This window comes from Salinisphaera sp. SPP-AMP-43 (genome assembly GCF_049568105.1).
Classification (GTDB): Bacteria; Pseudomonadota; Gammaproteobacteria; order Nevskiales; family Salinisphaeraceae; genus Salinisphaera.
The window spans coordinates 2196861-2214884 of the sequence record NZ_CP145335.1 but is presented as its reverse complement, the minus strand read 5'-3'; the positions used below and the strand labels follow the sequence as shown (position 1 = coordinate 2214884).

Genomic DNA, 18024 nt, shown 5'->3' with positions numbered 1-18024 from the left:
CGTTACGCGGGCGACATGGTCGCCTCTGCGCCATCGGCGGGCACCGGCGCCCGCACTTCGCCGTGGGCGACCCGTTCGTCGGCGCCATGGACCATCGTGTAGGCGTAGTCCACGCCCATGCCGTAGGCCCCGGAGTGTTCGCGCACGATCGCCATAACGTCGTCGTAAGTCGCCTTTTGGGCCCAGTCGCGCTGCCATTCGAGCATGACTTGTTGCCAGGTCATGGGTACCACGCCGGCTTGGGTCATCCGCTGCATGGCGTAGTCGTGGGCCTCCTTCGAGGTGCCGCCGCTGGCATCGGCGACCATATAGATGTCGTAGCTGCCCTCGGCCATGGCCGAGAACGAAAATGTGTTATTGCAGACTTCGGTCCAAAGTCCGGCGACGACGATCTTTTTTCGGTCTTTTGCAGCGAGCGAGTCGCGCACTTTTTGGTCATCCCAGGAATTCATCGATGTCCGTTCGAGAATAGGATGTTTCGGAAACACGGCCAGCAATTCCGGGAAACTGTGCCCGGAAAAGCCCAGGGTCTCGACGGTCGTGATCGTGGTCGGGATGTCGAATACCCGCGCTGCCTTGGCCAGGCCGACTACATTGTTTTTCAATACCTGGCGGTCGATGGACTGAACCCCGAACGCCATCTGGGGCTGCTGATCGATGAAAATCATCTGGCAATTGCCCGGGGTTAGAAGTTCGAGAAAATTGGGCATGGGAATGCTCCGGTACAGCCATAGATGGCCCGATCGATCGCTCCGTTGACGATCCGAGGCGGCGTATCCTGCGAGCCGGGGCGGGCGATGGGGTGTTGGAGGAATCAAATACGAGGGCGCCTTTTGAATCCAAGATTGACCAATAAAAGGTTCGGGTCAATCGCTATGGATACAAAACCTCATTTTTCGACAAAAAGATCAATTCCATACAATTTTCAGGACTGCTTGGCGATCATTCTTGGCTTTTGACAGTGGTTCTATGGGGATCCGCCGAAGATCCGTTATTGCCGGCGATCACAGCCTGTGGCGCGGGTCGAAGACTCTCAGCCCTCTTTCGGAGATACTAGCCATGCCCAGTTTTACTACCCGCGATGGCAGCGAGATCTATTACAAAGATTGGGGAACAGGGCAGCCGATCGTATTCACCCACGGTTGGCCGCTGACCGCCGATGCCTGGGAAGACCCAATGGTCTATCTGGCCGAGCATGGGTTTCGTGCCATCGCCCACGACCGCCGGGGCCACGGCCGTTCGAGCCAGCCGTGGGAAGGCAACCATATGGATCAGTACGCCGACGATCTGGCCGAACTGTTCGAGAAACTCGATCTGCGCGACACGATCATGGTCGGACACTCGACCGGAGGCGGTGAGGTCGTGCGCTATCTGGGCCGCCATGGCGAAGCCCGAGTGGCCAAGGCCGTTCTGATCGCTGCCATGCCACCGCAGATGGTCGAAAGCGAAGACAATCCAAATGGCCGGCCCAGGCGTGTGTTCGATGACATTCGATCGGCCATGGCCGCGGATCGATCGCAATACCTGAAAGACCTCACCGGGCCGTTTTTCGGTGCCAACCGCGAAGCCGCGCAGATATCTCAGGGGATGCGCGATACGTTCTCGCTGTTGAGTATGCAGGGCGGACAGAAAAACGAACTGGACTGTATCGCGGCGTTTTCAGAAACCAATTTCTTCGCCGATCTCGACAGGATCTCGATACCGGTCCTGATCATTCACGGCGACGACGACCAGATCGTGCCGTTTGAGATTGCAGGCAAGCATGCCGCGGAGCTGCTGAAAAACAGTGTGCTCAAGGCGTATCCAGGCGGTGCCCATGCTTTGCCCAGCACAGAAAAAGACCAGATCAACGCCGATCTGCTCGAGTTCGCCCGGGCCGCTCGCCTCGTGGTGCCGGCCGGCTCCGAGACCGTCGCTTGATTGGACGCAGCCGCTTGGCGTTGCGCCAAACGGTTCTTAGCGCTGCGCTCGGCCGGCTGTGATCGATATGCAGCCGGGTTGCCCGCCGTCGTAACGTCGCTTGGCCACGGCGTTCGCCCGCTTTGCTTTGGGCGTTGCCAACGTGGCTATGGCGGATATGAGATCGACGACTATATAGACTTCGTGGCTTGGCGATGCCGCTTGGGTGTGTGAGTACGACGTTCGCCACGGGCGGTGCGTCGAGCTTGTGTTCTCGGATGGCCACTGGGGTAGCGCGAGCCGCCCTGGCGATGGTTAGCCGTATCCTGCGCAAGGGGCGCCTAGGGCGTGCCGTCATAAGAGATGCGACCGCATAACGCCCGCCCATCGTGTTGGGCAAGGCACAGGCCGCCGAGCATGGTGGCCCCACGGTCAAGGCCTGCAACGCTGTTTGGCACGATGGGCGGGCATTCGGCGTTTTCGTTCGCTCACGTGGCTGGGCCACGCCACGTTCACGATGCCTTGGCTTACCACCCAAGGGGCGTGGGTGCGGCGGTGTACTTCATGGCGATACGCCCTAGGCCGGATCGGAATGTCGGGGTTCACCATAGGTGTCTACTTGGTCGTGTTCCGCCGCCGGGCCTTCGCGACGCTCGACCAGACAGGCGCGATGGGCTCGCTCGATCTGTTCGACCTCCTCGGCGGGAATGACGAAACCGGTGTCGTCGATACTGCCGTGCCAGATGACCGCGGCCAACAAGGCCAGGGCACTGGCGGCGACCAACCACCAGATATGCCAGACCAGGGCGAAGCCGAGCACGAACGACAACGCGCCGATGACCAAGGCGACTGGCGTGTTTTTCATGGGCATATGGATGTCTTGATAGCCGCCTGCCGGCGCTAGATAGGCCTGGCCTTTGGCTTTCATCTCCCAAAAAGAATCCCGGTCTTCGACGGTAGGAATGACGGCGAAGTTGTACTCCGGCGGCGGCGAGGCGATCGACCATTCCAGGGTGCGGCCATCCCAGGGATCGCCGGTCGGATCGGCGAGTAAACGGCGATCGCGAATACTGACCCATAGCTGGATCATCTGACACGCCACCCCATACAGCACGATCACGGCGCCGGCCGCGGCCAGCCATAAATAGGGCGACCAGGCTGGATCGGTATAGCTATACATACGGCGCGGCATGCCCATCAGCCCCAGGACGTAGAGTGGCATGAAGGCCAGGCTAAAACCGATCGCCCAGCCCCAGAAGGCGCGCTTGCCCCATTTTTCGCTCAGCCGGAAGCCGAATGCCTTGGGGAACCAGTAGTGGTAGCCGGCGAACAGGCCGAAGGCCGTGCCCGGGATCAGGACGTTATGAAAATGGGCGACCAGAAATTCCGAATTGTGGGTCTTGTAGTTGACGCCGGGGATAGCCAGCAGCACGCCCGACATGCCACCGAGCACGAACAGGATGATAAAGCCGACCGTCCAGTACATCGGCGTGGTCATCGTGATACGACCGCGGAACATCGTGCCCATCCAATTGTAGATCTTCACCCCGGTTGGAATAGCGATCAGCATGGTCGACAGCGAGAAGGCGATATTGCGCAGCGGCCCTTGGCCCATGGTGAAAAAATGATGGGCCCAGACCGCGAACGACAGCAGCGCGATCACCATGGTGGCGTAGACCATCGAGGTATAGCCGAACAGCCGTTTTCGGCAGAACGTGGCGGTCACTTCGGAGAAGATGCCGAACGCCGGCAGGATGAGAATATAGACTTCCGGGTGGCCCCAGGCCCAGAACATGCTCACGTACATCATCTGGTTGCCACCCATGTCGCCGGTGAAAAAATGCATGCCGGCGTAGCGGTCCAGGCTCAACAGCGCCAGGACCACGGTCAGTACCGGAAACGACAGGATGATGAGAATCGTGGTGCAGAGCGTGGTCCAGGTGAACATCGGCATCCGCATCAGCGTCATGCCCGGTGCGCGTTCGCGCAGGATGGTCACGAAGAAGTTGATGCCGGTCAGGGTGGTGCCGATACCGGAGATCTGGATCGCCCAGATCCAGTAGTCCACGCCGCTGTTGGGCGTAGCCGCCCAACCCGAATAGGGCGGATAGCCGGTCCAACCGGCGGTCGAGAATTGGCCGATTACCAGTGAGGCCATCACCAGCAGGCCGGCGGCCACGGTCAGCCACAGGCTGACGGCGTTGAGAAATGGAAACGCGACATCGCGGGCGCCGATTTGGGTCGGTATCGCGATATTCATCAAGCCGATGATGAGCGGCATCAGGAAGAAAAAGATCATCATGGTGCCGTGGCCGGAGAACAGCTGAGCGAAATGCTCGGCCGGCAGATAGCCGTCCATGTCCGGGCCGGCAGTGGCTTGCTGGGCACGCATCATCAGCGCATCGATAAAACCGCGCAGCAGAAACACGAAACCGACGATGCAGTACATGATGCCGATCTTCTTGTGATCGACGGTGGTCAGCCATTCGCGGTACAGATAGCCCCACATTCGATAGCGGGTTGCGGCCCAGATACAGACGGCGCCGACTGCGGCCATCAGGGCAGCGGCGAACATGATGATCGGGTCGTGGTAGGGAATGACTTCGAGCGATAGTGTCCCGAACATGGCGACCTCCGCGATCAACGGCAGGCGTGCGGCGCGGCTACGGGCGCGGTTCCAGCAAGGTCAGCTGGTCGCGGGGTTGGCCGCGGTGATACAGCCCGATCACATCGTCGAACAGATCGGCTTGGACGGGCGCAAAGTATTCGATGCGATGGTCGTGGCTGGGCCGGGCAAGCGTGGTGTAGCGATCTGCATCGAGGGGCTGTCCGGTCGAGCGAACCCGTTCGATCCAGGCATCGAAGCCGTTTTGAGACAGGACGATCGCTTGGAACTGCTCGTCGGCAAAGCCGTCACCGCTGTATTGATAGTTCTTGCCGAAATAGCTGCCGGGCTGGTTGGCATCGAGATGCAGGCGGGTCTGCATGCCGGACATCACCATGATCTGGCTGCCCAGGGCCGGAATCATGAAGCCCATCATCACCGTGTCTGAGGTCAGCCGCAGGCGCACCGGACGGTTCACCGGCAGGGCGATTTCGTTGACCGAGGCCACGCCGTAGTCCGGATAGACGAACAACCATTTCCAGTCCAGTCCGATCGCATCGATCTGGAGCGTGGGGCGGTCATCGGCCGCGGCCAAGGGTCTATAGGGATCCAGCTGATGGGTGGAATACCAGGTCAGCACGCCTAGAATGATGATGATCACGATCGGCCCGCCCCAGAGAAACAGCTCGAGAATCGTCGAGTGGCCCCAACCGGGCCGGTAGTCGGCCTGGGTGTTCGAGGCGCGGTAGTGCCAAACGAAAAACAGAGTTAGCACCACTACCGGCACGAACACGAACAGCAGCAGCCCGAGCGTGATGAGCATTAGATCGCGTTCGTGTGCCGCGATGCTGCCGGCCGGAAAGAACGCCGTGTAGTCCCGGGCTGCGCAGCCGGCCAGCACACATAGCCCGGCGATGGCCAACCAAGGGCCGGCACGGAGCAGGGTCAAGTGGATATTGCGTAGGCCTGCGGACATGGCAAATGGGCGGGTTGGTACGCCGCATCGGTTCGAAAAGCGCGATCAAGGCAGTGGCTTAGAACCTCTTTAACAGCGTGTCGTCGCTGCCACAGTGCGCCCAGCACGCCAATGGCGAAACGGTGTATCGAGAAAAACGCAGCGGCTACAGGTGAGGTAGTCGCAACTCGAACCTCGCGCGCCGTTCCCAGCGTGCTGCGATGGTTACCGTCGACGATAGCGCGCTGTATGCCGATCGAGTTGATCGAGCGCAATTCTGGCCGTGGCGGTGGGGTCAGAACCGGCTTCGCTGGCGCTCGATCTGTCGCTGGCAGTCGTAACAGCGCTTGGCGCTGGGATAGGCGCGTAGCCGTTCGAGGGCGATCGGTTCGCTGCAGTCCACGCAGCGGCCGTAGTGGCCGGCATCGATCCGGCCGAGGGCGGCATCGATGTCGTCGATTTCGGCGGCATCGCGCTCGATTTCGACCAGTTCGAGCGCCCGAACCATGCGGGCAAAGGCCGCATCTTCCATATCCGGTACTTCGCCAGCGATCACCTGGTAGGACTCGTACTCCGAGCGCTCCAGAGCCGCACGTACATCGGCCCGTAGTTCGGCCAGCCGCTGGCGCAGCTTGGCATCTAGTTCGCGGATCTGCTCCCGGGTGAGCGGTTCGGGCATAACCGTTCTCGTTACAGGGCCCGTGAGCCGAACAGGCCACGGGAACCAGGGCCTGCGCGTTACTCTAGGCTGGCCGGGGCGCGAGGGCTTGATCAAAGTCAATCGCTAGCGATGCGAGCGTCCTAGATTGGAAGACAAAAGCGACCGATGGTGCGCCGAGCCGCGATGACCTTCGGAGGAGTAAAATGAATGCGTACGATTTGGGTCGTGGTGGCCGATCGCGCACGCGCCCGGATGTTCGAATGCCGCGGCGCCTCGGGTGCCCTGGTCGAAGTGGTCGATCTGATTCATCCGCAGTCGCGCCGACCGGCCCATTTGGCCGGCACTGATGCACCCGGACGCAGCTACGATCGGTTCGGCGGCGCACGGCATGCGATGGTGCCGCGCAAGAATAAAAAAGCATTCGATATATGTGTCTTTGCTCGGGAGATTGCCGAACAGTTGGCCAAGGCCTGCCGCGAAGGCCGCTTCGAGCGTTTATATCTGCTCGCCGAACCGCGGCTGCTGGGCGCGCTACGCCGAGCCCTGGATACGTCCACCCGGCGGCGTCTCGTCGCCCATCAATGTCTGGATGTGGTCGCTCGGCCGGCCCCGGTCATCCGCCGACATTTGCCGCGTTATCTTTGACCGCCCGGTCGCGAAAGCAGCCCGCTCGACGCGTTCGTCGGCAGGCTTTGGATCGCGTCTCGCTGTCGATAGGCGGCCTACGAACTGGCGATCAGCCGCAGCCGAGGCGATAGCGGCCATAGCCAAACCAGGCGCCAGGGCGCTGCGCAAAGGCGCGTCATCGCGCTGCGATAGCGCCTGACACGGCCCGCTCGGCGAGCGTGTACCCGGGAAGACGAACCCCGGGCCTTGCTGCGATACCGGGGTGCTGGTACTCGCCTGGCGGGTACGACAGACGGCCACGGCGTCTGATGGCTAGTCGCTCTGGCTGAGGATCACGCTTGAGGCCTTGAACAAGGCGGTCGCGGTGTCGCCGGCGGCCAGATCCAGCCGCTCGGCGCTGTCGCGGGTGATCACTGCGGCCAATGTTGCGCCGCCGGGCAGTTCGATCACGACCTCGCTGTTCACCTCGTCAGCGGTCACTGACTGTACGGTGCCGCTTAAACGGTTGCGCGTGGACAGGTTCTGTTCGGACACATCGCCTGCGGCCACGATCACCCAGGACGCCTTGATCAGCGCGATCACCGGTACGCCGTCCTCGAGGCCGAGGTTTTCGGCGCTGGCCCGGGTGATGACCGCGGTCAGCCGGTCGCCGCCGCGCAAGCTGATATCCACTTCGGCGTTGACGGCGCCGGTCTTGACTGCGGCCACGGTGCCGAACAGTTGATTGCGAGCGCTGGTGAGCATGGAAAGACGGCCCATGAGATCAAAATCGTCGCTTAAGTGTCGCACACGCCGGTTCAAGCGTTCGATGAACCGGGCCTGTTCTTCTTCAGCGGCGCGATAGGTTCGTACCAGGCGTTCGCCGCGGACGGTCAACCGGCTGCCGCCGCCCCCGGCGCCGCCCGCCGTGCGCTCGACCAGCGGCGCACTGGCCAGATTGTTCACAGCGTTGATTGCATCCCAGGCGGCCTTGTAACTCAAGCCAACCGCCCGCGCGGCAGCCGTAATCGAGCCGGTTTTGTCGATCTGTTCGAGCAGGTCGATACGTTGGGCGCCGATGCCGCCTTTCTGTGGGCCGATACGAAGCTGGCCTTCCAGTTGCGAGCCGGGGTCGCTCATCGATAATCCGAAATATATGACCGTTATAGCTTAACTGAGCCAATGCTTCGCCGTCGTCGTATCAACGCAGCCAACGCCCGCAAGCCCGGCATGCCCAGCGGGTACCGCCAAAACGGTTCGACGGACGAGCGTCTGTCTGCGCTCCGAATGCAGTCGAGAGGTCGAGAAATCGGCGCGCCTGCGGTAGGCTACGTCCGGCGTGCCCCGGTAGCTCAGTAGGATAGAGCAGCCGCCTCCTAAGCGGCAGGTCGCAGGTTCGACTCCTGCTCGGGGCACCATCCCATAGGTGATGCAATACCAGGCAGTGCAGCCGCTCGAACGCAGTCGCGCCGCTGCGGCGATTTCATGGCCACCGCTTGCCGGCGGTTAGCCGGCCTCGGCTTTATCCCAGACTGGAATCGTAAACCGAGTTGGGCAGTTGTGCTGAGCGATCGGTGCGTTCATGAGCCCGGCGCCCTGCGGAAAGGCGGCCAGCTTCTGGCGCGGAATGGTGAACCAGAGCTGGCTCAGATAACGTCGATTGTCTTCGCCGCTGCAACGCAGTTGCAGGGCCTCGGTCTTGTCGGTATCGAAGGCGCGATCGAAAGCATCCAGCAGATCGGTGCGCGCAATCGACTGGCCGCCGTGTGCGCGCAGCCAATCACCGAAGGGGCTGTCGGCCACCCGATCGCGCAGCGCCAGTTCGGCATCGAAGAACTGCTGGGTGTCGAAGCCGAAGCACTGGACGTGTTTGTCGTATTCATGGGTGAGCAGGCTCGGTTCGAGCTGCGGCATGAGCTGTTCGAGCCGGTCGTGCGTAGCGTCGCTCAGTTCGGGAGCGGCTTCGCTGTGGTGATAGAGATCACAGCCTTTGGACCACCACTGCGGTGCTTCGATGTCGCGATCGATCAGATTCTGGGGCCGCGAAGCCCACAGTCCGTGGATGCCGATCTGGATATCGCGGTTCTGATCGGGCGCGCAGGAGCCTTCGGCACAAAAACCGGGTTGCCAGGTCAGGGCCAGGGTGTAGTGGCCGAAATCGCCGTGGCGCTCGGGTTGCAGGGTATCGAGCGGGCCCGCGATCGCGGCGACGGAGCCCAGCACGCCGAACAGGCCGGTCAGGACGGCTGTGATGCGCGTATTGAAATCGATTTTAAGCATGCGAGACGTTCGCCCAATCTAGTGGTTGCGGGGTGGTGGGTAATCGGTGCCCTGATTGAGGTCGTGTACGTTATCGTCTTGCCAGTCGCGCTCGAAAATCGCGTTCAGGGTATGCGCGGCCTGGGGCGCGTGCATGAAAATCGAGGCATCGATGCTGGCTTCGAAATAACTGCGAGTCCAGTTGCCGGTCCCGATATAAACTTGGTCGTTATCGGCGACTGCGTATTTGCAGTGCTCGACCCGGGCATAGGGGATGAAGCCACTCGGCGCAGCCGGCACATGGCTGTATTTCACGGTCAGGTTCGGCAGTACGGTCAGGCTTTTTAGATAGGCTTGCATAGGCTCGCGCAGGGCCCAATCGGCGACGATGATCTGAACGGCCACGCCGCGAGCGGCTGCGTCGCGCAGCGCGGTGTCGAGTTTTGCCCAGTAGCCTTTCGGACCGTATTCGTTGATCGCGGACAGAGTCATAACCTGGACGCGAACCCGCTGACGAGCCGAGTCGATCAGCTCGACCAAGGCCGACTGTTCCGGAGTCACCCAACCGGGCATCAGCGCCGGCGGTGAAAAAGCGGCGAACGCGGTGCCGCTCGGCCGGCCCCGGTCGTCGGCGACGATCTCCGGGGCCGCTCGGGTGACTGGATCGAAATCGGGCGGTTTTACTGCCCGGCGCCGGGCGGCGGGCAGATCGCCCTCGGCGGCGATGGCCCAGTCGAAGGCAAACACGGCGTCCAGCGTACGGGCTAGGCGACGGCTGTCGATACGCGCGCCGATTTCGTGGATCTGGTCCATCGCCCGCCAGTCCCAGTTGGCGCTGCCGAGGAACGCGCTGCGACCATCGACCACGAAATACTTGGCATGGGCCACACCGCCGGTGAGCCGGTCCATGGGCAGAACACGAATCGCGACGTGATCTAGATCCGCGAGCGGGGCGAGGCTGTTGCGGGTCGGCTTTTCGAAAGTCGGCCCGGTCAGGATGCGCACGCTAACCCCGGCCCGGGCACGCTTGGCCAGTGCGTTCAGAATCGGCGCCAGGGCTTCGCCCGCCTTGTTCGTGACATAGAACGCGGCGATATCGATCGAGTGCTCGGCGTGTTCGATCATGTCCAGCCAGACATCCGGGGTACGGGGTACGCCGGGTTGGCCGTATTCGCTGGCCTTGGGTACGCTTTCGACGATCTGGATATGGGCTGGGTTGGCGACATTATTAGCCGCGGCGGGCTCGGCGAGGGCGCTTGGCGCGATCCATGTCGCCAGTAGCGCCGCTGTGCCGGCCAGCCGGGCGAGCCGCCGCGTTCGGCTAGCTGCCAGCATGGGCAGCATCGTCTGTATCGCGCTCGGCGTTTGGCTTGGGTTTCGGCTGGGCCTGTGCGGTGGCCTGGAACGCGTCGGCCGGCGGCTGCCAGGCGCGTAGACGGGCGTCGTGCCAACTGCCGTAAGCGGCGTTGGGCAGCACGATGAAGCGCTGGCCGAAGGCAGCCTGCATACGGGTGACAGCGGCGCGCTGGGCAGCCAGTGATGTGCCGGCGAACTCGGCATCGAAGTCGTGCAGCGTATCGCCGATCAGCAGCAGTATGTCGTGGTCCTGGGCGATGGCGTCGCGACGGACCTTTTTGGACGGTCCGAGCAGGCGGACGCTGTCGTTCGAAACCTGGGGCAGGTTATGGCGCTTAAGGTTCGCGATCGTGGCCGTTTCGTGCTCGGCCTTGCGATTCGAGACATAGAAGATGGCCACGCCACGTGCGTCGGCGTACTCGAGAAAGGCCTTGGCCCCGGGTATCAGTGGCGCCTCGGCGGCATCGATCCATTGCCCCCAGTGCGCCGGGAAGCTGAAGTCGTGGGTCACTGCGGCGGCCTGGTAGGGCATGTTGTCGAGTACGGTCTCATCGATATCCAGGACCACGGCCGGCGGCAGGCTGCTGTTGCGCTCGTTGAGCATGCGGTCCAGTCGCCGGGTGGCGATGTTGTAGGCCTGCACCTGCAGGCCGGCGACCTCGGCGCTGGATTGCTGGTAGCGATCCCCCATCAGATGCGGATCGTGCTGGACCGAGGCCGGCGGTTTGGCGTCGTGGCGCCAGGCTTCGAACGAATCGTCGTCGGCCAGTACCAGCCCCGAAGTGGCGCTCAGAGCGAGGGCTATAAAAATCGAGCTACGGGTCATCTTCATTGACGTTATCGAGCATAGAGTTCGTAGCGGCATTGCATGTTCGATGCCAGCTTGCGAAAAACGCCGAGATTACGGCGAGATGATGACGTCACTGTGTCAGTACCGCGTTGAGCACCGCAGCGAGCCGGATGCCGCCGCGCTGGATCTGGCGCCGGGCCACCGGCCAGGCCTGGCGTTGATAAGCGCTTGACCACTGTTGTCGCGGCGCCGGCGGCAGATCCGCATAGGCGACGTCTTGCGCCAATTCGTGGGCTTGCTCGGCCCAGCGGATCGCTGCGGCCTGTAGTTGATCGCGTGCGATATCGCGACTCCAGGCACGGCGCTCGAGTTGGCCGATCTGCCGATCGAGTTGGCGTGCGGCCCGCCGGGTCGGCGCATAGTCGATTGAATAGTCCGGGGCGACGTGCAGATCGAGCGCCCGGTCGACGATACCGCTATCCCAGATCGCGTGCAGGTTTGTGGGGTGGCCGAAGTAACTCAGTTCGACCTCGTTGCCGCCCTTGTCGTCGTCGTCCTCGGCGTGCAGAGGCTGCTGTACGTCGCCGACGAAATGCACTAGAAACTTCAATGCTTCGACGCGCTCGTTCTGGGAGGCCGAGGCGTTACCGAGAATATCGGCGAAGTAGGAAATTCTGGCCACGACGCAATCGCGGTCGGGACAGTCTCGCCGGTCTTGGTAGTGGGACTTGTCCAATGGGATATCGACGTAGTGCCAAGGGCCGGTTTCGGTGCGTTCCGATCGGATCGCATCCGGCCAGGACGCGATTTCATCGAGATGATTGTGGCCTTCGTTGGCCAGCAGCCGGGTTACCGCGGCCTGGGCCTGGGGCTCAAGATGGGCGGCCGCAATGTCGGCGACCAAAGCATGTCCCTGCGGCCCCCAGGCCAGGGCCGGTAGCGACATCGTGAGGCCGACGACGGCCCCCAGTAGTGGCCGGACGATCGAGAGCTGGGTTGGTTTCATTGCATAGTGTGATGGAGCAGGTCGGCGGATTTTGTAGCACGAACCTTGCCGAGACACAGGCCGCGCTCTGGCATGGAAACTGCAGGCCGCGGACATCGGGGGTGCACGGGGTCCGCGATCCGTACCGCTGCGCCATCACTTTTGTCTTCTTGTTCGCCGGTTATGGATTCCAATACACAAACAAACCCCATGGCGTCGGCTTCGGTCGAAACAATTGGTGTGTCCGCCATACCCGAGGCCCAGCGCAGCATGCCCCCGGCCACGCTGTTCACGATCTGGGGGTTGGCCTCGGCCTCGGCAACCACCCCGGTCATAGGCTTATTGCTCTACGACCTGGGCGTGCTCAATTTCTGTATCGCCGTGGTCCTCGCGACCCTGGTGGGCATCGTGCCGGCAGCAATCCTCTCCGAACAGGGTCGCGAAGTGCCCTTGATCTCGATGATTACCGCGCGTGCGACCTTCGGTCGAGGCGGGGCCTTCGTGCTGGCGTTCATCTATACACTGACCGGGGCCGGCTGGTTCGGGCTGAATACCGACGTGGGCGGCCAGATCCTGTCGACGCTTTACCCCGGCTACGGCAGCCTCTGGTATTGGTTGCTCGGTATCGGCCAGACCCTGCTGGTGTTTGCCGGCATGAAATGGCTGGAGTGGTTTTACAAGTACACCGCGCTGATCTTCATCGTCTGCTATGTCGTGCTGACCTATTACATGGTCAGCCGCTACGACTTCAGCCTGCCGAGCGGTGATGGCCCGGTGGCCTGGGGCACCACCATCGATCTGATCTTGAGTTTTTCGCTTCTGGCCTGGGCCTATGAATTTTCGACCGTTTCCCGGTTTTGTCGGCCGGCGACCGCGAACGAGTCGCGAAGCTCGCGCGTGAGTTATTTCGCGGCGGCCACCCTCGGCGTCATGGCGCCGGTTTTGGTCATGGGGCTACTGGGTCTGGTGGCCAAGGCCTCGACCGGCGAGTGGAATATCGCGCTGATCGCCAAAGATCTGCCGCTAACCGGCGCCTTGGCAGCGCTCGGCGTGATCCTGGCGATTGCACACACCAACGCCATGAATTTGTATCCCGCGGTGTTGAAGTTGCTGGCCGCCGGCGAAACCGTGCGCCAGCCGCGCCGTTTTGATCAGCCGGTCGCCGCGCTGGCGCTGGGTTTGACCGCGACCATCCTGGCCGTGAGCAACATCCTGTCCTATGTCGAGCCGTTTCTGTTGTTCATCGGCAGCTTCCTGTTTCCGTTTTCTTTTCTCATGGCCTTCGACTGGGTGGTCGTGCAGAAACGTCGGACGTCGGTGGCCGAGTTTTTTGCGCCGGCTGACGGCTTGGCCGATCTGTTTCGCGTGCGCGCCTTGACGGCGCTGATTTTTGGCATTCTGGTGTCGAGCCTCGATCCGTTGGGCTGGATTCCGGCGTGGGTCACCGCCTGGCTGCCCTGGTCGGTCGTGGCGTCGCTACTGGCCTGTGCTTTGTATGCTGTCTTGCTGCGTTTCGAGGCCGCCCGGCAACAGAGTCAACAAACCGCATGAACGACGATCGATCCGACGGGCGACAACGGCTGCGCCGGGCAACGGCGGAAGTCGCGACCCGGAGCTATGCGCCGTATTCGGGGTTCAATGTCGCGGCGGCGGTGCTGACTGCCGAAGGCGAGGTATTTGCCGGGGTCAACGTCGAGAACGTGGCTTTTCCCTCCGGCCAATGCGCCGAGGCGACGGCGATCGGCAATATGGTGACGAATGTCGGGGCGCGCTCGATCGTGGCCGTTGCCGTGCGAGGCCCGGGCGAGACCCTGGTCTGGCCCTGTGGCAACTGCCGGCAAAAACTGGTCGAGCTGGCTGCCCCGGAATGCAGCGTGCTGGCGATCAGTGCTGACGGAGCCGAACAAGAGCGGGCACTGGCCGATCTTTTGCCGTTTGGATTCACGGAGTTCGAGAGCCAATAATGGTGCTGCCCGACGACTGTCAATACCATATCGCTCTGCGTGCGGCGGATCTCGGCAGTGCAACGACTGCACTGTTGCCGGGCGATCCGGACCGGGTCGAACCGCTGGCCCGCAGGCTGGCCCAGGCCGTAGGCGGCACGCTGGAGCCCCTGGCGCGGCATCGGGAGTTCACGAGTTGTCGGCTGCAGTGGGCCCAGGGCTGTGTCGTAATCTGCTCCACCGGTATTGGCGGGCCGTCGACCGCGATCGCGACCGAGGAACTGGCGCGGCTCGGCATCACGCGATTTCTGCGCGTCGGCACTACCGGGGCGATTCAGCCGCATATCGAGATCGGCGACCTGGTGATCTCCAGGGCGGCGGTGCGCCTGGAGGGGGCATCGCACCATTACGCGCCGGCGGCCTATCCGGCGGTGGCTGGTTTCGATACCACCGAGCGGCTGGTCGCCGCCGCGCGTGCCACGCAAGTGCCGTGGCATCTGGGCATCACGGCCTCGAGCGATACTTTCTGGCCGGGTCAGGAGCGCTACGACAGCTACTCTGGCTATGTACGCCGCGATTTCCAGGGCAGCCTGGCGGAATGGCGTGCGCTGAAGGTCGCCAATTTCGAAATGGAGGCAGCCACGCTGCTCACCCAGTGCAGTGTTATGGGCCTGGAGGCCGGCTGTCTCTGTGGTGTCATCGCCCAGCGAGTCGACTCCGAAGTGGTTGATACCTCGGCCTATGAGCGCATCAGTGAGCGCTGGACCCAGCTATTGGCCAAGGCCCTGAGCGAAGGTCTGTAGTCGGTCCTGCGCAGGAGCAGCCCGCGCCTGCGTCGATTTCTTCCCCAGGCTTGATTATGGCCTCGGCGACGATCGCCGACGGGGCCCGTGTGCCCGGCGACGGCGCTCCCGGACACATCTAAAACGGCCCGATCCTCAGCCGCGAGGTAGAAAATTCGGATTTGTATCCAATTGGAGGTGCAAATTGGATTGTCGGCGCGTTTCTTGCGTAAGCCAACTATCGATACAGGGCCGGGTATCTGTGACACGCTGCTGCAACAAAGCCCGGCTAGCGTATCGACGCATTCTGGGGCCCTTGGGGGGCTTCGGGACCATTTCGAATCGAGCGGGGGATAGGCTTCCGCAATGATTAGCCAAGGGAGGCTTTGGGGTTTTCATGTTACTCAGGGACCAAGCACGACCGGTACTCGGTGCGTCGCTGTTACTGGCCTGTGGTGTCGTTCTGGCGCCGGCGGCTATGGCAGCGGATACCGAAACCGCCACCACGACCAACGATAACAATGCTGTAGCACCGGCCGCCCCGGCACCGGCAGAACCTGCTGAGCCGGCTGCCGCAGCGCCGGCGTCGGACAGTATGACGGTCAGCACCACCACTTTGGACGACGTGACGGTGACCGGTCAGGCCGATTTGATGAAGCTGTTGACCGGCCAGGCGCAGATTCCCGAATCAACACGCACGATGACCACGGTCACGCAGGCCCAGATTCAGGATGCGACATCTCCGGTACAGGATTTCGCGGCAGCTCTGACGAACCAGCCGAACTTCTTCCGTGCCCATGCTGGATCCAATGACAGTGGCAGTTCGTTCCGGCTGCGCGGGTTTAATCAGGACCATCTGGGGCTGTTGATCGACGGTATTCCGGTCAATTCATCGGACGATGGATCGGTCTATACCAACGACATCACCAACAACTACGCGATCAGCAGCATCGATGTCATGCCCGGTGCCGGTTCGGCATCGACGCCGGGGCTGAGTAATTTCGGCGGCTCGATCGACATCCATACCAAGGACCCGCAGCCGGATTTTTATGTCCAGCCCTACGTCGGCGCGGGTTCGTTCCATGCCAAGCAATACGGCGCCCAGGTTAATACTGGCTCGTTCCTCAACGATTCGACCTCGGCGATTCTGAGTCTGTCGGCGCGCGATGGCGATGGCTACTACGATCACACCAACACCAAATATCGTAACGACGTCACGCTGAAGACGGTCAGCCTGCTGCCGTTGGGCAAGTTGACGCTGTATTTCCACAGCACCGATCAGAGTTACAATTATTATCGCGGTATCACGGATGCCGAAAAAGACGAATTCGGCAAGCGCTATAACGGCTATAACGAAGATCCGGACTCGATCTACTACTACGACTACAACTACAACAAGTTTTATAACAACCGAAGCTACGTCAAGTACGAGATCAACCGCGATAACTTCAAGGTTTCGAACCAGTTTTATTACTATCACGCCAAAGGCTACGGGGCGTCGGCTTCCGAGAACGACGGCAGCCTCTACCAGCGCAAGAGCCGACACCACGAACACCGTATCGGCAATATCTTCCGGTTTGCCTACGATACCGAGTATGCGACGTTTCGAACCGGTGTGTACTGGAGCTATCAGGATACGCTGCATCTGAACGACCAGGTGCCGATGGGCGGGGCGCCGGATATCGGCCCGGTCTACGACGAAACGGTCAAGAACAGCACCGAGCAGCCCTACGTCGAAGTCGAGATCCGGCCGTTCAAGAACTTCACCATCACCCCGGGAATCAAGTACGCCTGGATCGATCGAGACTTCTACAATAATACGTACGGCGAGCATAACTCGATTTCCTACAACAAGCTGCTGCCGTCACTCGGGATGAACTATCAGCTGCTCGACGGCTGGAATCTGTATGCGAACTACACCCGTTCGTTCAAGCCGCCGAGCTATAACCAGTTCTATACCGGTCGGTTCAATACCAGCCTCGATCCGGAAGAAGCCGATAGCTACGAGGTGGGCACGATCTGGGACAAGGGCGCCTGGAGCGGTCGCCTGACGCTGTTCGAAACCCATTACTTGAGTTATATCCAGTCGCAGTCGTTCCGCGAGCCGGATGGTTCGGGGACTTTCTCCCAACTGGTCAATGCCGGCGGCCGGGTCAACCAGGGCGTCGAATTCGAGAACAGCTATGCCTTCAACAGCTGGCTGTCCGGGTTTGCCAACGTGGGTTATTTAAACGCCTATTACAGCGATCATGGCCAGCCGCCGGAACAGTCGCCGCGCAACACCGATTCACTTGGGCTGCGGGTCAAGTACAAGGGCTGGTCGGGCGGTATCTCGGCCGATTACAGCTCGGCCTACTACGTCGGGCTGTACGACGGCGAGTTCTACAAGGTCGACGACCGCGTGAACACCAACGCGTATGCCAAGTACGACTTCCCGGATGCCATGGCCAAGAACATGGGGGTCAAGAAGATGTCGTTCTCGGTCAATCTAGAAAACCTGACCGACGAACAGTACGTGGTAGATGCCTCGGAAGGCCCGGACGATCCGCGTAAGCAGTATGCCGATCCGTTCAGCGTGTTCGCCGGCATGTATGTTCGTTTCTAGGCTTCAACCCTAGAACCCCGAGCCCGGCTCGGCTAAAAACGCCGCTTCCTCGGCCGTGCTCTCGCGGCCGAGGGCGGCGTTTCTTTGTGGATAGCGGCCAAAACGCTCGAGAATCGCCCGATGCCGTCGCTCATGCTTGAGCTGGTTTTCCAGCCCGGGTTCGGAGAACAGTTCGAGCGCGCGTTCGTGCTCGGCCAGCGATTCGCTGTGCATGAACGGCATATAGACGAACGCGCGCTCGACGGCCGGTAGCTCGCGGGGCGCATCGGCCGCGATCGCTTGTTTAGCCATCTGCAGTGCCAGCGCATCGCCGTGATACGCCTCGGCCCGATCGCGATAGATGTTGCGCGGGAATTGGTCGAGCACCAAAATTTCGGCCAGTCGGCCGACCGCACTCGTGCGCCAGGCTGCGAGCATACCGCTTGGAGCGGCCAGCACTAGTGGTCCGAACGAAGCCGCGATCCGGCGGTCGAGCTTGGGGTTTTGGGCAAACCAATCTTCCGGTGAGAGAGTCTCGAACCAAAAGTGATGAATATCCTGAGGTGTCATACGAAACCGTTGCGCGCCGGCGAATCCGG

At 61.7% G+C, this 18024-nt stretch carries 16 protein-coding genes and 1 tRNA gene; 7 read left to right on the top strand and 10 right to left on the bottom strand.

What is annotated here, in order from left to right; all coding sequences use genetic code 11:
- Positions 1-2: 2 nt before the first annotated feature.
- Positions 3-710: a hydrolase gene (locus tag V5738_RS09460; RefSeq protein ID WP_423820558.1), complete on the bottom strand. Its 708-nt coding sequence runs from the start codon at positions 708-710 to the stop codon at positions 3-5.
- Positions 711-1059: 349 nt separating this feature from the next.
- On the opposite strand from V5738_RS09460, the gene V5738_RS09455 reads away from it, so the two are divergent.
- A complete protein-coding gene (locus V5738_RS09455; RefSeq protein ID WP_423820557.1) occupies positions 1060-1920 on the top strand; it encodes an alpha/beta fold hydrolase in 861 nt (286 codons plus the stop codon).
- Positions 1921-2476: 556 nt separating this feature from the next.
- Here V5738_RS09455 and V5738_RS09450 read toward each other — a convergent pair.
- From V5738_RS09450 to V5738_RS09440, 3 genes are all read right to left on the bottom strand, one after another.
- A complete protein-coding gene (locus V5738_RS09450; RefSeq protein WP_423820556.1) occupies positions 2477-4525 on the bottom strand; it encodes a cbb3-type cytochrome c oxidase subunit I in 2049 nt (682 codons plus the stop codon).
- A gap of 37 nt (positions 4526-4562) precedes the next feature.
- Positions 4563-5480, bottom strand: a complete 918-nt coding sequence (gene cyoA, locus V5738_RS09445; RefSeq protein ID WP_423820555.1) for a ubiquinol oxidase subunit II — start codon at positions 5478-5480, stop codon at positions 4563-4565.
- Between the two features lie 274 nt (positions 5481-5754).
- Entirely contained in the window at positions 5755-6138 is a 384-nt protein-coding gene (locus V5738_RS09440) for a TraR/DksA family transcriptional regulator (protein WP_423820554.1), read from the bottom strand.
- A gap of 189 nt (positions 6139-6327) precedes the next feature.
- Between V5738_RS09440 and V5738_RS09435 the strand changes: the two genes are divergently transcribed.
- Positions 6328-6765, top strand: a complete 438-nt coding sequence (locus tag V5738_RS09435; protein WP_423820553.1) for a host attachment protein — start codon at positions 6328-6330, stop codon at positions 6763-6765.
- A gap of 294 nt (positions 6766-7059) precedes the next feature.
- On the opposite strand, the gene V5738_RS09430 is transcribed toward V5738_RS09435, so the two are convergent.
- Positions 7060-7866, bottom strand: a complete 807-nt coding sequence (locus tag V5738_RS09430) for a TOBE domain-containing protein (protein WP_423820552.1) — start codon at positions 7864-7866, stop codon at positions 7060-7062.
- Between the two features lie 201 nt (positions 7867-8067).
- On the opposite strand from V5738_RS09430, the gene V5738_RS09425 reads away from it, so the two are divergent.
- Positions 8068-8144 (top strand) — tRNA-Arg (locus V5738_RS09425).
- Positions 8145-8232: 88 nt separating this feature from the next.
- Here the strand turns inward: V5738_RS09425 and V5738_RS09420 are convergent.
- From V5738_RS09420 to V5738_RS09405, 4 genes are all read right to left on the bottom strand, one after another.
- Positions 8233-9006, bottom strand: a complete 774-nt coding sequence (locus tag V5738_RS09420) for a ribonuclease T2 family protein (protein ID WP_423820551.1) — start codon at positions 9004-9006, stop codon at positions 8233-8235.
- Positions 9007-9024: 18 nt separating this feature from the next.
- Entirely contained in the window at positions 9025-10320 is a 1296-nt protein-coding gene (locus V5738_RS09415; RefSeq protein ID WP_423820550.1) for a phospholipase D-like domain-containing protein, read from the bottom strand.
- Positions 10307-11173 (bottom strand): 5'-nucleotidase, lipoprotein e(P4) family, encoded by an 867-nt coding sequence (locus V5738_RS09410; RefSeq protein WP_423820549.1) that lies wholly within the window; start codon positions 11171-11173, stop codon positions 10307-10309. Before V5738_RS09410 ends, V5738_RS09415 begins: the two co-directional genes overlap by 14 nt.
- A gap of 88 nt (positions 11174-11261) precedes the next feature.
- Entirely contained in the window at positions 11262-12137 is an 876-nt protein-coding gene (locus V5738_RS09405; RefSeq protein ID WP_423820548.1) for a S1/P1 nuclease, read from the bottom strand.
- Between the two features lie 189 nt (positions 12138-12326).
- Between V5738_RS09405 and V5738_RS09400 the strand changes: the two genes are divergently transcribed.
- The 4 genes from V5738_RS09400 (at position 12327) to V5738_RS09385 (ending at position 17446) form a co-directional block, all read left to right on the top strand.
- A complete protein-coding gene (locus tag V5738_RS09400; RefSeq protein WP_423820547.1) occupies positions 12327-13667 on the top strand; it encodes a purine-cytosine permease family protein in 1341 nt (446 codons plus the stop codon).
- Positions 13664-14080: a cytidine deaminase gene (cdd, locus tag V5738_RS09395; protein WP_423820546.1), complete on the top strand. Its 417-nt coding sequence runs from the start codon at positions 13664-13666 to the stop codon at positions 14078-14080. The genes V5738_RS09400 and cdd overlap by 4 nt, the downstream gene beginning before the upstream one ends.
- On the top strand, positions 14080-14862 hold the full coding sequence (gene udp, locus V5738_RS09390; RefSeq protein ID WP_423820545.1) for a uridine phosphorylase: 783 nt from the start codon (positions 14080-14082) through the stop codon (positions 14860-14862). Before cdd ends, udp begins: the two co-directional genes overlap by 1 nt.
- A 376-nt stretch (positions 14863-15238) precedes the next feature.
- A complete protein-coding gene (locus tag V5738_RS09385; RefSeq protein ID WP_423820544.1) occupies positions 15239-17446 on the top strand; it encodes a TonB-dependent receptor in 2208 nt (735 codons plus the stop codon).
- A gap of 9 nt (positions 17447-17455) precedes the next feature.
- Here V5738_RS09385 and V5738_RS09380 read toward each other — a convergent pair whose 3' ends face one another.
- Positions 17456-17995, bottom strand: coding sequence for a DUF924 family protein (locus V5738_RS09380; protein ID WP_423820543.1), 540 nt, complete (start codon positions 17993-17995; stop codon positions 17456-17458).
- Positions 17996-18024 lie beyond the last annotated feature (29 nt).